General features: G+C 61.6%; 10 protein-coding genes. 2 read left to right on the forward strand and 8 right to left on the reverse strand.

From position 1 onward, the window contains the following. Position 1 precedes the first annotated feature (1 nt). The 8 genes from nirD to E9677_RS24435 all read right to left on the reverse strand — a co-directional run bounded on the left by nirD (position 2) and on the right by E9677_RS24435 (position 9,695). Positions 2-337: a nitrite reductase small subunit NirD gene (nirD, locus tag E9677_RS24400; protein ID WP_136560673.1), complete on the reverse strand. Its 336-nt coding sequence runs from the start codon at positions 335-337 to the stop codon at positions 2-4. A gap of 47 nt (positions 338-384) precedes the next feature. Continuing rightward, complete coding sequence (gene nirB, locus E9677_RS24405) at positions 385-2,832, reverse strand: nitrite reductase large subunit NirB (RefSeq protein ID WP_136560674.1); 2,448 nt, start codon at positions 2,830-2,832, stop codon at positions 385-387. A gap of 5 nt (positions 2,833-2,837) precedes the next feature. Then, a complete protein-coding gene (locus E9677_RS24410; RefSeq protein WP_136560675.1) occupies positions 2,838-3,635 on the reverse strand; it encodes an ABC transporter ATP-binding protein in 798 nt (265 codons plus the stop codon). Between the two features lie 12 nt (positions 3,636-3,647). Then, positions 3,648-4,544: a nitrate ABC transporter permease gene (gene ntrB / locus E9677_RS24415; protein WP_136560676.1), complete on the reverse strand. Its 897-nt coding sequence runs from the start codon at positions 4,542-4,544 to the stop codon at positions 3,648-3,650. A 92-nt stretch (positions 4,545-4,636) separates the two neighbouring features. Next, positions 4,637-5,935 (reverse strand): CmpA/NrtA family ABC transporter substrate-binding protein, encoded by a 1,299-nt coding sequence (locus E9677_RS24420; RefSeq protein WP_136560677.1) that lies wholly within the window; start codon positions 5,933-5,935, stop codon positions 4,637-4,639. Positions 5,936-6,279: 344 nt separating this feature from the next. Continuing rightward, positions 6,280-7,554: a CmpA/NrtA family ABC transporter substrate-binding protein gene (locus tag E9677_RS24425; protein ID WP_136560706.1), complete on the reverse strand. Its 1,275-nt coding sequence runs from the start codon at positions 7,552-7,554 to the stop codon at positions 6,280-6,282. Positions 7,555-7,587: 33 nt separating this feature from the next. Further along, the gene (locus E9677_RS24430) at positions 7,588-8,175 is read right to left on the reverse strand and encodes an ANTAR domain-containing response regulator (protein ID WP_136560678.1); all 588 of its coding nucleotides are present in this window, start codon (positions 8,173-8,175) and stop codon (positions 7,588-7,590) included. Between the two features lie 185 nt (positions 8,176-8,360). Further along, positions 8,361-9,695 carry an MFS transporter gene (locus E9677_RS24435; protein WP_136560679.1) on the reverse strand — a complete coding sequence of 445 codons (1,335 nt, stop codon included), beginning with the start codon at positions 9,693-9,695 and terminating at the stop codon, positions 8,361-8,363. 238 nt (positions 9,696-9,933) lie between these two features. On the opposite strand from E9677_RS24435, the gene cyoA reads away from it, so the two are divergent. Next, the gene (gene cyoA, locus E9677_RS24440; RefSeq protein WP_136560680.1) at positions 9,934-11,139 is read left to right on the forward strand and encodes a ubiquinol oxidase subunit II; all 1,206 of its coding nucleotides are present in this window, start codon (positions 9,934-9,936) and stop codon (positions 11,137-11,139) included. Between the two features lie 12 nt (positions 11,140-11,151). Then, positions 11,152-13,155 carry a cytochrome o ubiquinol oxidase subunit I gene (gene cyoB, locus E9677_RS24445; RefSeq protein ID WP_136560681.1) on the forward strand — a complete coding sequence of 668 codons (2,004 nt, stop codon included), beginning with the start codon at positions 11,152-11,154 and terminating at the stop codon, positions 13,153-13,155. Positions 13,156-13,157: the final 2 nt, after the last annotated feature.

A 13,157-nucleotide genomic window follows, 5' to 3' on the forward strand; every position in this document is an offset into this window, starting at 1 on the left:
ATCACTCCGCCGCCACGAGCGCGCTTTCGAGCGCGATCGACAGCTGGCCGTCAATGTTGCGGATAGGGATGGTGCGGACAGTGCCCTCGTCTGCGCCCAATGCCTTGCCGGTCTCGAGCGAGATCACCCAGTTGTGTAGCGGACAGGTGACGGAAGCCCCATGCACGATGCCCTCCGTCAACGGTCCACCCTTGTGCGGGCAATGGTCCTCAATCGCGTAGACCTGGTTTTCAGCGGTCCGGAAGACCCCGATCTTGCCCTGCGGGGTCTTCACGCAGCGCGCGCCGCGCAGGGGAATATCGTCGATCGTGCCGATGGCGATCCAGTTCATGGGCATGTTCCTTGTTGATCCTTTCCCTTCTCCCCGTAGGAGGGAAGAAGGGACTATTCCGCCGCCGCCGAATAACCGACGGTCGCCATCGGTTTGAACTCGTGTTTGTCCTTGCCCGAAACACGTTCCGACCAAGGATCCACCTGCGCGAATTGCTGGGAGAACACGAAGCGCTCGTAATAGGCCCGTCGCTTGTCCGCATCCTCCATGATCTGGCGGCGGATCTCGTCATGGCCGATGCGTTTCGCCCATTTGTAGATGCGTTCGAGATAGCGACCCTGCTCGCGATACATCTGGGTGAGCGCGACGATATGCTCCAGCGCCTCGTCCTCGGTCTTCACCAGACCCAGGACATCCGTGCCCTTGATGTCGAGACCGGCAGCGCCGGCAAAATGGATTTCGAAGCCGGAATCCACGCAGATCACGCCGATGTCCTTGCAGGTCGCCTCCGCGCAGTTGCGCGGACAACCGGAGACGGCGAGCTTCAGCTTGGCCGGTGTCCAGGAGCCCCACATGAACTTCTCGATGCGGATGCCGAGACCCGTCGAATCCTGTGTGCCGAAGCGACACCAGTCGGAACCGACGCAGGTTTTCACGGTCCTCAGTCCTTTGGCATAGGCCTGGCCCGAGACGAAGCCGGCCTTGCCGAGATCGGCCCAGACGGCCGGCAGGTCTTCCTTCTCGATGCCGAGAAGGTCGATGCGCTGGCCACCGGTCACCTTCACCAGGGGGATTTCGAACTTGTCGACGACATCTGCGATGGCGCGCAGTTCCGCCGCATTGGTGACGCCGCCCCACATGCGGGGGACGACGGAGTAAGTGCCGTCCTTCTGGATGTTGGCATGCACACGCTCATTGATGAAACGCGACTGGTAATCGTCGGCATATTCGTCCGGCCAGTCGCAGACGAGATAGTAGTTCAAGGCCGGCCGGCACTTGGCGCACCCACAGGAGGTCTTCCATTCGAGCTCCTGCATCACTGCGGGGATCGTCTTCAGCCCCTTGGCCTTGATCAGGCGGCGCACGTCGTCATGCCCGAGTTCGGTGCAGGTGCACATCGGCGTGACGGCGGCAGGGTTGTAGGCGTCGCCGAGTGTGAGCGCCATCAGCTGCTCGACGAGCCCCGTACAATTCCCGCAGGAGGCAGACGCCTTGGTATGCGCGCGCACGCCATCCAGTGTCGTCAGGCTCTTGCCCGTGATCGTCGAGGTGATTTTGCCCTTGCAGACGCCGTTGCAGCCGCAGATTTCCGCATCATCCGGCAAGGCTGCAACGGCCGCCATAGGGTCCAGCGGAGACCCTCCCTGGTAAGACTGGCCGAAGATGAGGGTGTCCCGCATCAAGGAGATGTCGGTCTGCTTCTTCAGCAGATCGAAGAACCAGGAGCCATCGGTAGTTTCTCCGTAGAGAACCGCGCCGATGATGCGGTTTTCCTTGAGAACGAGGCGCTTGTAGACACCGGCCGAGGCATCACGCAGCACAATTTCCTCGCGGTCCGGCGCCTCGGCGAAGTCGCCTGCCGAGAAGAGGTTGATGCCCGTTACCTTCAGCTTCGTGTTGACGACCGAGCCATGATATTCGGCATGGCCGCCCGTCAGCCGGTCGGCCAGAACGCGGGCGCTCTCGTAGAGCGGCGCCACGAGGCCGTAGCAGATACCGCGATGCTCGGCACATTCTCCCAGCGAAAAGATCGAGGCATCCGAGGTCATCATGCCGTCATCGACGACGATGCCCCTGTTGACCGCGAGCCCTGCATCCTTGGCAAGCTGCGATGCCGGACGAATGCCGACCGCCATGATCACCATGTCGCCATCGATCACCCTGCCGTCTTCGAGCTCGATCCCTTCGACCTTGTCGGCGCCGAGGATCTGCTTCGTATTCGCCTTGGTGATGATCTCGATGCCGCGCTCGGTGAGCGCCCTTTCCAGGAGATAGGCGGCCGCCGGATCAAGCTGCCGCTCCATGATCGTCGGCATCAGGTGGATGACGGTCACCTCCATGCCTTGGCGCTTCAGGCCATAAGCGGCCTCGAGGCCGAGAAGTCCGCCGCCGATGACGATCGCGCGGCCCTTGCGTTCGGAGATTTCAAGCATCTTCTCGACATCGTCGAGGTCGCGATAGGCGAGCACGCCTGGCAGTTGATGGCCCGGAACAGGGATGATGAAGGGCAGCGACCCCGTCGCGATGACCAACTTGTCATAACCCGCAGTGATCCCATTCGCCGAGGTCACGGTCTTTGCCTGGCGGTCGATCCTCGTAACCCGCGCGCCCTTGTGCAAGGTCACGCCGTTGGCCGCGTACCAGGCATCGTCATGGATCACGATGTCCTCATAGGCCTTCTCGCCCGAAAGCACGGGAGAGAGCATGATCCGGTCGTAATTGACCCGCGGTTCGGCGTTGAAGATCGTCACCTCGTAAAGGCCTGGCGCCTTCTCGAACAGTTCTTCCAGCATGCGGCCCGGCGCCATGCCGTTGCCGATAATGACCAGTTTTTCCGCCATGGTTCTCACTCCGCAGCTTCCACGAAGCGATGGCGCTCGTAGAGGAACTTCAACACGGCCTCGCGGCATTTGAGATAGGTGCGATCAGAGGCGAGCTCGATCCGGTTGCGCGGACGCTCGATCGGCACGTCGAGGATTTCCCCGATCCGTGCCGCCGGCCCGTTCGTCATCATCACGATCCGGTCGGAAAGCAGCACGGCTTCGTCGACGTCGTGGGTGATCATGATCATCGTGTTGCCGAGCCGGCCGTGGATCTCCATAACCGCGTCCTGCAGGTGCGCCCGCGTCAGTGCATCCAGTGCGCCAAAGGGTTCGTCGAGCAGAAGCACTTTCGGCTCCATCGACAGCGCCCGGGCAATTCCGACACGCTGCTTCATGCCGCCCGAAATTTCGGCGGGGCGCTTGTCTTTGGCATGGCCCATCTGCACCAGATCGAGATTGTGCATGACCCAATCATGTTTTTCGGCCTTGGTCTTGCGCCCGGAAAACACCTTGGAGACGGCCAGATTGACGTTCTCGTAGACCGTGAGCCAGGGCAGCAGCGAGTGGTTCTGGAAGACGACGGCGCGATCAGGGCCGGGCTCGTTGACCTCCTGGTTCTCCAGGAGCACCGCGCCCGAGCTCACCCGTGTGAGCCCCGCAATCAGATTGAGCAGTGTGGATTTCCCGCAACCCGAATGCCCGATGATCGAGACGAACTCTCCCTTCTCGATGGTGAGCGTGATGTCCTTGAGAACTTCGGTGCGGACGCTGCCGCGCTCGAAGCTTTTGTCGATGTGGTCGATCTTGAGATAGCTGGACATGATGCGTCCCCCTCAGTTCTTGGCTGTGCCACGGGTGACGATGCTGCCGAGCAGCGCGACGAGCTTGTCGAGGACGAAGCCGGTCACGCCGATATAGGCGAGCGCCACGATGATGTCGGAGAGGCGCGAGGAATTCCACGCATCCCAGATGAAGAAGCCGATGCCGACGCCGCCTGTCAGCATTTCTGCCGCGACAATCGCGAGCCAGGAGAGGCCCACGCCGATTCGAAGGCCTGTGAAGATATAAGGCGCAGCCGCCGGCACCATGATCCGCACGAAGAATTCCAGCGGGTTGAGACGCAGCACGCGGGCGATGTTGCGATAGTCGTCCGGGATGTTGCGCACACCGACGGCGGTGTTGATGATCACGGGCCAGATCGACGTGATGAAAATGACGAAGATCGCGGACGGGTTGGAATCCTGGAAGGCGGCGAGCGAGAGGGGCAACCAGGCGAGCGGTGGCACGGTGCGCAGAATCTGGAAAATCGGATCGAGACCGCGCATGGCCCAGATGGACTGCCCGACGACGGCCCCGAGGAAAACGCCGACGATCGCTGCAAGGCCGAAGCCCATGGCGACGCGCTCCAGGGACGTCAGCACACGCCAGGCGAGGCCGATATCCTGCGAGCCGAAATTGAAGAAGGGATCGACGATCAGATCGTAGCTGTCGGTCCAGACCTGGGAGGGCGGCGGCAGGGTGGCGCCCGGCTGGGAACAGGTGAGCTGCCAGATGCCGAGAAGCACCAGCGTGACCAGGAGCGGCGGCAGCGTGTTGCGAGCAAAGCCGAGCCCTCCGCGCTTCAGGTCGAATCTGGGCGTCGCGCGCTTCGCCAGGTGAACGACGGTGCCGTTCCGGCTAGGGGAGACGGCGATCGACTCTGTCTCTGCTTTTCGGGCGGTGGCGGTCATGGGATTGTCCTCTGCGCGTGTCGAATGGGAAGCGGGGTTCCTCCCTGCCCAAACCATTCATTTCGGGATGGGCGGGGAGGGAGGCGCCAGCGTCAGGCGCCAGCCTTGATGGCGAGGCTGTCGAGATAGGCCTGGGGGTTTTCCGGATCGAAGACCTTGCCGTCGAAGAAAGTTTCCGGACCGCGGGAAGCGGATGCCGGGATGTCGGCCGCAACGACGCCGAGGTCCTTGGCGGCCTCGCGCCAGATGTCCTCGCGGTTGACCTTGTCGACCAGAGCCTTGATGTCGGTATCGGGCGCGAACTTGCCCCAGCGGACATTCTCGGTCAGGAACCAGGCATCATGGCTCTTGAACGGATAGGACGCATGATCCTTCCAGAACTTCATCTCGAGCCCGGAGTTCTCCACCACCCGGTCATTGCCGTAATTGATCGTGCCCTTGAGACGGCCGGCAACGTCCTTCGGCGGCACGTTGAACCACTGGCGCTTGCCGAGGATTGCGGACATTTCTTCCTTGTTGCCCATGTCGTCCGCCCACATCTGGGCTTCCATCACGGCCATCAGCAATGCCTTGGCGGCGATGGGGTTCTGCTCGATCCAGTCGGACCGGAGACCCAGCGCCTTTTCCGGATGCCCCTTCCAGAGCTCACCCGTCGTACAGGCCGTGAAGCCGATGCCCTGATTGACCAGCTGCTCGTTCCACGGTTCGCCCACGCAAAAGGCGTCCATGTTGCCGACCTTCATATTGGCGACCATCTGCGGCGGCGGAACGACGATCGTCGAGACGTCCTTGTCCGGATCGATGCCGCCGGCAGCCAGCCAGTAGCGCAACCAGAGATCATGGGTCCCACCGGGGAAAGTCATGGCGACCTTCACCTCGCCACCGGCTGCCTTCTTGGCGGCGAATACATCCCTCAGCTTGGACGCGTCGAGCTGGACGCCGGTCTCAGCATATTCCTTGGAGACCGAGATGCCCTGGCTGTCCAGGTTGAGGCGTGCCAGGATCGACATCGGAACGGGTACATTGTTCTGCGTCACCTTGCCAGCCGAGATGAGGTAGGGCATTGGGGTCAGGATATGCGCCCCGTCGATGCCGTTCGATGCACCGCCGAGCACGAGATTGTCGCGCGTCGCGCCCCAGGATGCCTGTTTCAGCACTTCGACTTCGGGCAGGCCAAATTTCTCGAAGAGCCCCTTCTCCTTGGCGATGATCAACGGTGCGGCATCAGTCAGCGCGATGTAGCCCAGCTTGACGCCCGTGACTTCCGGTCCTGCTCCAGCCGCGAAAGCACCCGACGGGAACGCCATTTTCGCTGCGCTGACGATTGCTGCAGCCGAAGTGAGCTTCAGCAGCTGACGGCGGGTGGTGCTCATTCCTGTAGTCTTCGTCATGTTCTGTGCCCCTCTGATGTGACGGAGATCCGGAAAAACAAAAAAACGCCGCTCGGTGACTGCATCCTCGGGATCGAATAATCCCGTGTGCAAACCAAGCGACGTCGATGTCTCTGGTGAGCGCGCTTCAGGCGCTCTTTCGTCCGGTCGCCGTTGACCGGATAGTTTTTAGGTAAGCAAAGGCCGTGCCAGTTTCAGAGGAGCCTTGCCAAGCTACAGTAATAGATGATGAAAATGATCTTTCGGCACAGCGGCTCAACTGTAAAACTGCATTCTCGGCGGAGCAAAAATTGTGCATCTGCACAAAGCCACGCGAAATTCAGGCCGTGTAGGTGTGCAGCCGCTCAGTCCTCGGCAGCCCCTCCTGGGGGTGCGCGGTCAGAGCCCACGGCAAATCCACGAACATATTCCTGCATCCGATCGGGATCGAAAACGCGGCCGTCCATGAACCGGTCGTCCGGTGATGCGCCCGGCAGATGCCCCGCCTCGTCCGGCAGAGAGGCATCTGCTCCAAGGGCCGCATGATAGAGGTCGGCCCGATAGGCACTTTGGGCACGCTGCATGTTCTCGGCGCTGAATTCGACCTGTCCCCAACGGATCATCTGGCTGTAGATCCAGAGCGCCTGGTTGGCCTGCGGATAGTTGGCAGCCTGGCGGTGAAAGACGAAATAGTCGCGGATCAATCGGCGATTTCCGCGGGCATCGAGACTGAATTCGCCTGCCAGCACGCGGCGGATAATGTCCCCCGGCGCTGAGATATAGCGCGGCGAAGCTAGGATCTCAGAGAGATGATCGTGATTGTCCGGCTGATCGCACCAGCGGGCCGACTTGTCGAGCGCAACGATCAATCGGCTGACTGTATCGGCATTCGTTTTGGCCCAGTCCGGCCGCATGCCGACCACCTTTTCCGGTGCCGAAGGCCAGATGTCTTGTTTCGCAGCCACGATACGCCCGAGGCCGCGTTCGGAGGCGACCATGTTCCAGGGAGCGCCGACGCAAAAGCCGTCGATTGCACCGGCTGCGAGCGCATCCGAGGTCAGGGGCGGCGGCACGACCACGAGCTTGACGTCGCGATCGGGATCCACCCCGCCTGCCGCCAGCCAGTAACGGAACTCGTAATTGTGCGAGGAGAAGGGATAGGTCATGCCCAGCGTCGGCGGTTGCTCCCCCTTCTGCCGCATGTCGGTTAGCACGGCAGCGAGCGCCTTTGCATTGTCCAGGGCGCTCGCATCCTCGGCCAGATCGGCGCGTGCCTTCATGCGTTCATAGAGCCCGAGCGACAAGGTGATCGCATTGCCGCCGCGCCCGAGAGAAAAGGGCGTGATCGTGGGGGAGGGATTGGAGCCGAGATCCAGCATCGAGGCGACCGGCATCGGTGAAAGCATGTGTGCGATATCGAACTGTCGAAAGGCGAGGCGGTCGCGGACGTTGGCCCAGGAGACATCGCGCACAAGGTCGAGTGTGAGGCCTTCGCGCGCCGCAAAGCCCATTTCCGCTGCCGCGATCAGAATCGACGCGTCCATCAGCGGGATGAAACCGGCACGCAGGACCCGTTGCTCCCGCCCGGAGCCATGGAGCGCCGGGGCGCCTGTGCCGATTTCTCCCCGCCTGCTCATCATGTCGCTCACTTCAGTCTCCCCACAGGATCGTCATCACAGCAGCAATCCTGCTGCGGTCACCACGCTCTGGGCTATGTCGACCAGCTTCTTCTTTTCGTTCATCGCCGTCTGGCGCAGCAGCGTGAAGGCCTCCTCCTCGCTCATGCCGCGCATCTTCATGAGAATGCCCTTGGCCCGCTCGATGATCTTGCGTTCTTCGAGGGCGGAGCGGGCGTCGGCGAGTTCCCGCTGCAGGCGGCTGAAGGCGTTGAAGCGGCTGACCGCCATGTCGAGGATCGGCTTCACGCGCTCCTTGCGCAGTCCGTCGACGATGTAAGCCGATACGCCCGCATCGACCGCGGCCTCGATGGAGGCTGTATCGGATCGGTCGACGAACATGGCGATCGGCCGGCTGACCGAACGGGTCAGCTGGAAGAGATGCTCCATCATGTCCCGGTTCGGGTTTTCGATGTCGATGATGATTACGTCGGGAGAAAGCGTTTCGACGGTCTTGGCAATCCCGTGAATCTCCAGCGCCACGGTGACATGCTGGTGTCCCGCTTCGCGCAAACCATCCTCGATGATCGCCGCGCGAACGGCGTTCTCATCAATGACGAGGATGGTGAGGTCCAGATGGCTCATGCGCGATTGATGACGCAATGCAGCAAAGTTGGCAAGCTTTTGGCCTAATATTTGAGCCGAGAGATTTCCGGCTCATTTTTTTGGCAGCTGCGGTGCCGCCACCAAGCGGACAAGGCGAAGCCCCGAAGTTTGCTAACTCCGGGAGCTATAGCTGTGCGATCTCCTGAGCAGGACTGTTCGGAGACTTATTCTTGCCCCTTCGGCTGTAGCGAGATCTGCCGGACGATAGCCAGCGAGATGAGGGTGCAGATCGCACCCGACAGAAGGTAGAGGCCGGCGGCAAAGAGGCCGAACCAGGTGGACAGCAGAAGTGCCGCCAAGGGTGCGAAGCCAGCGCCAAACATCCACGAGAGCGCTGAAACCATGGCTGATCCAGTGTAGCGGTTGCGCCGATCAAAGAGCGATGCGACGGCGCCGGAGGACTGCGCAAAGTTGAAGCCCAGCACGACAAACCCGACCATCATGTAGATGGTCACGCCGGGAAGATCGCCATTCAACAGCAGCGGTGCCGTCAATGCGAAAGCACCGATCGCCCATGCGCCCCAGACAAGGATCTTGTCGCGGCCGATGCGGTCCGACAGCCAGCCCGATATCAGCATGGCAAGCACGCCCAGCGCAGCACCCGCAGCCTCGATCAGGAGGAAGGTGCCGGGAGCCTCATCCGTGTACAGGAAGATCCACGATAGCGGGAAGACCGTCACCATGTGGAACATGGCAAAGCTTGCGAGCGGCACGAAGACGCCGAGCAGCACTGTGCGCCCGTCCTGCGCCATCGTGGCGCGCAGCCCGGTCGGGGTGAGCTCGTTCGTTTCGAAAAGCTCCTTGAACTCCGGCGTATCGACGATGCGAAGCCGGGCGAAGAGCGCCACGACATTGATTGCGAAGGCGACGAAGAACGGATAGCGCCAGCCCCAGTCGAGGAAGTCTGCCGCCGAAAGCGTCATCACCAGATAGGCAAAAAGCACGGCTGCCACCGCGAGACCGACCACGGCGCCGAGCTGCGGGACCATGGCGTAGAAGCCGCGCTTGTCCTTGGAGGCGGTGATCGCGAGAAGCGGCGCCAAGCCGTCCCAGGTGCCGCCAAGTGCAAGCCCCTGTCCAATACGAAGCAGGGCAAGCATGGCAATCGCCCACCAGCCGGCGATCTCGTAGGAAGGCACGAGACCCATGGCCACGGTCGAGGTTCCCAGCAGGAAGAGCGCCACCGTAAGCTTGATGACACGGCCATGCCGCCGGTCGAGCATGGTAAACAGCACAGTGCCGAGCGGGCGCGCTACGAAGGCAAGTGCCACGAGCACGAATGACCAGAGCGTGCCGGTCAGTGGATCGAGAAAGGGAAAGATCCGGGCCGGGAAGACGAGGACGGACGCGATGGCGAAGACGAAGAAGTCGAAGAATTCCGACGTGCGCCCGATGATCACGCCGACGGCGATATCCGAGGGGGAGACGTGGTGATCGTCTTCGGAAGTTGTCCGGCCGTTCTGCGCGGCGGGGGATGCGGAACCGGTCATGCTCGCCATAACGCGTGATCACTTTCTCGTCTGAACAGGGCGGATCCGAACGGGGGAATGCGGTCCGCGCCTTAGTCTAACATGCCGGAAAGCGATGCCGCAGACGCGCTCAAATTGACAGGTGACAAATTGTCGTATGTGCTGCACCGCAAAACCCGACTAACTAACTCGGCGAATATCAATGGTCGTCGAGTGGAGTTTCGGGGGGACCCCTGCTCAGAGACCCGTCAGAGTATCAGGGTACGAAATGCAAAAGCTTCGCCTCCCGAAATTGTTCATTGCCCTCATGGCGGTCCTTGTCCTGTCCGCCTGCAAGGCGGAGGTTCTAGCCCCTACGGGTGATATCGCCGCCCAACAGCGCGACCTTCTGGTCATCTCCACTCTGCTGATGCTGATCATCATCATCCCGGTGATGGCGTTGACCTGCTGGTTTGCCTGGCACTACCGCGCTAGCAACAAGGAAGCGATCTACAAGCCGAACTGGTCTCACTCGACGAAACTCGAGCTCATTATCTGGGCGATACCGCTTCTGATTGTTGTGTGCCTCGGTGCCTTGACCTGGGTCGGGACCCACTTGCTGGATCCCTACCGTCCGCTGGCCCGTGTCTCCGAAGCGCAGCCGCTCGATCCGCAACAGGAGCCGCTGGACGTCCAGGTCGTCGCTCTCGACTGGAAATGGCTCTTCATCTACCCGCAATACGGCGTTGCATCGGTCAACGAGCTTCCGGTCCCGACCGATCGTCCGATCCGCTTTTCGCTGACCTCGTCCTCGGTGATGAATGCCTTCTACATCCCGCACATGGCCGGCATGATCTACGCCATGCCTGGCATGCAGACGACGCTGCATGGGGTCTTTAACACGGAAGGCACCTTTCAGGGCCTCGCCTCGCATTACTCCGGCGCCGGTTTCTCCGGCATGCGCTTCAAGGCAAATGCAACCGACGCTGCCGCCTTCGAGGCCTGGGTCGACGAAGCACGCGCTGGCGCCGAAAGGCTCGACCGCGCCAAGTATCTGGAGCTCGAGCGCCCCAGCGAAAACGTCAAGCCGGAGACCTTCGCCAGCATCGATCCGCAGCTCTTCCCGCGCGTCGTCAATATGTGCGTCGAAGAAGGCAAGATCTGCATGGCCGAGATGATGGCCCTCGACGCCCAGGGTGGAACGGGTCTCGCCGGCACGGTCAACATGAGCGCCCTCATCCACGACAAGCACGAACGCCGGGGCACGCGCGAGCCGGTCTTCGGTTGGGAACCCTTCAAGGTTCTGGGCTTCTGCTCGGTCGAGGAGTTGGAGCAGATGCTCGCCGCAAAGCCCGCCTCCTTCAACGACAAACCCGTCGTTTCGGGTCCCCTGATGGGACACAACATGCAGCAGCCGGCATCGCCCTTCGGCGGTGAGGCCGAACGCTTCCTCACGCTCGTTCGGCAGGCAGCCGGCAATGCGCCGCAACTCTGACAGGAATTCGGCATGGCTACGATAGACCATTCCACCACGCTTCTTCTCGGTCGCCTCAACTGGAGTGCGATCCCGACGGATCCGATCGTTCTGGCGACCTTCGCTGTCGTCGTGGTCGGCGGCGCGGCCACGGTGGGCGCGCTCACCTATTACCGCCTCTGGGGATACCTCTGGCGCGAATGGCTGACCTCTGTCGATCACAAAAAGATCGGCATCATGTACATCATCCTGGCGCTGGTCATGCTGGTGCGCGGCTTCGCTGACGCCATCATGATGCGCCTTCAACAGGTGCTCGCCTTCAACGGCTCGGAGGGCTATCTCAACGCCCACCACTATGACCAGATTTTCACCGCCCATGGGGTGATCATGATCTTCTTCGTGGCGATGCCCTTCGTCACGGGTCTGATGAACTATCTCGTGCCGCTGCAGATCGGCGCGCGCGACGTCTCCTTCCCCTTCCTCAACAACTTCTCCTTCTGGATGACCGTCGGCGGCGCAGTCCTCGTCATGGCCTCGCTCTTCGTCGGCGAGTTCGCCCAGACAGGTTGGCTCGCCTTCCCGCCGCTCTCGGGTATCGGCTACAGTCCCTGGGTCGGGGTCGACTATTATATCTGGGGTCTGCAGATCGCCGGCGTCGGAACGACGCTGTCCGGCATCAACCTGCTCGTCACCATTGTGAAGATGCGCGCACCGGGCATGACCCTGATGCGTATGCCAATCTTCACTTGGACCGCACTCTGCACCAACATCCTCATCGTCGCCTCCTTCCCGGTGCTGACGATGACGCTGATCCTTCTGACGCTCGATCGTTACGTGGGAACGAACTTCTTCACCAACGATCTCGGCGGCAATCCGATGATGTATATCAACCTCATCTGGATCTGGGGTCACCCGGAGGTCTACATCCTGATCCTGCCGCTCTTCGGCGTCTTCTCGGAGATCACCTCCACCTTCTCCGGCAAGCGGCTCTTCGGCTACAGCTCGATGGTCTACGCCACCGTCTGCATCACCATCCTCAGCTATGTCGTCTGGCTGCACCACTTCTTCACCATGGGCTCAGGCGCCTCCGTGAACGCCTTCTTCGGCATCACCACCATGATCATCTCCGTGCCCACGGGGGCGAAGATCTTCAACTGGCTCTTTACGATGTACCAGGGACGGGTCCGCTTCGAACTGCCGATGATGTGGACGGTCGCCTTCATGCTGACCTTCACGATCGGCGGCATGACGGGCGTGCTTCTCGCCGTCCCGCCGGCAGACTTCGTCTTGCACAACTCGCTCTTCCTGGTCGCCCACTTCCACAACGTCATCATCGGCGGTGTCCTGTTCGGCTGCTTCGCCGCGATCGCCTTCTGGTGGCCCAAGGCCTTCGGCTTCCAGCTCAATGTCTTCTGGGGCAAGGTTTCCTTCTGGAGCTGGGTCAGCGGCTTCTGGCTCGCCTTCATGCCGCTCTATGTGCTCGGCCTGATGGGCGTCACCCGCCGCATGCGCGTCTTCGACGATCCGGATCTCCGTATCTGGTTCATCCTCGCAGCCCTCGGCGCCGTGCTCATCGCCATCGGCATCGCTGCCTTCTTCATCCAGGTCGCCGTCTCGATCTGGCAGCGCAAGGACAACATGGATCTCTCGGGCGATCCCTGGGATGGCCGCACGCTGGAATGGGCGACGTCCTCCCCGCCGCCGGCCTATAACTTCGCCTTCACGCCCGTCGTCCATGACCTGGACGCCTGGCATGACATGAAGCAGGTCGATCAGAAGCGTCCGAAGGCGCCGTATATCCCGATCCATATGCCGCGTTACACCGGCACGGGTGTCGTCATTTCGGCCCTTGCCACGCTCTGCGGCTTTGCGCTGGTCTGGTACATCTGGTGGCTGGCGGCTGTGTCCTTCGTGGCGATCATCGCCGTCGCGATCGCCCATACCTTCAACTACGACCGGGACTACTACGTCCCCGTCGATGAGGTCGAGCGCGTCGAAAAGGCGCGTGACCGCGAACTCGCAAGCATGGGAGCGTGACG

Source organism: Peteryoungia rhizophila (assembly GCF_004912145.1).
Classification (GTDB): Bacteria; Pseudomonadota; Alphaproteobacteria; order Rhizobiales; family Rhizobiaceae; genus Allorhizobium; species Allorhizobium rhizophilum.

Excerpts from the sequence above, each read along its gene's own strand:
- cyoB (WP_136560681.1), top strand. The coding sequence starts at position 11,152 with ATGGCTACGATAGACCATTCCACCACGCTTCTTCTCGGTCGCCTCAAC.
- E9677_RS24420 (WP_136560677.1), bottom strand. The coding sequence starts at position 5,935 with ATGACGAAGACTACAGGAATGAGCACCACCCGCCGTCAGCTGCTGAAG.
- ntrB (WP_136560676.1), bottom strand. The coding sequence starts at position 4,544 with ATGACCGCCACCGCCCGAAAAGCAGAGACAGAGTCGATCGCCGTCTCC.
- E9677_RS24425 (WP_136560706.1), bottom strand. The coding sequence starts at position 7,554 with ATGATGAGCAGGCGGGGAGAAATCGGCACAGGCGCCCCGGCGCTCCAT.
- nirD (WP_136560673.1), bottom strand. The coding sequence starts at position 337 with ATGCCCATGAACTGGATCGCCATCGGCACGATCGACGATATTCCCCTG.
- E9677_RS24410 (WP_136560675.1), bottom strand. The coding sequence starts at position 3,635 with ATGTCCAGCTATCTCAAGATCGACCACATCGACAAAAGCTTCGAGCGC.
- E9677_RS24435 (WP_136560679.1), bottom strand. The coding sequence starts at position 9,695 with ATGGCGAGCATGACCGGTTCCGCATCCCCCGCCGCGCAGAACGGCCGG.
- cyoA (WP_136560680.1), top strand. The coding sequence starts at position 9,934 with ATGCAAAAGCTTCGCCTCCCGAAATTGTTCATTGCCCTCATGGCGGTC.
- E9677_RS24430 (WP_136560678.1), bottom strand. The coding sequence starts at position 8,175 with ATGAGCCATCTGGACCTCACCATCCTCGTCATTGATGAGAACGCCGTT.
- nirB (WP_136560674.1), bottom strand. The coding sequence starts at position 2,832 with ATGGCGGAAAAACTGGTCATTATCGGCAACGGCATGGCGCCGGGCCGC.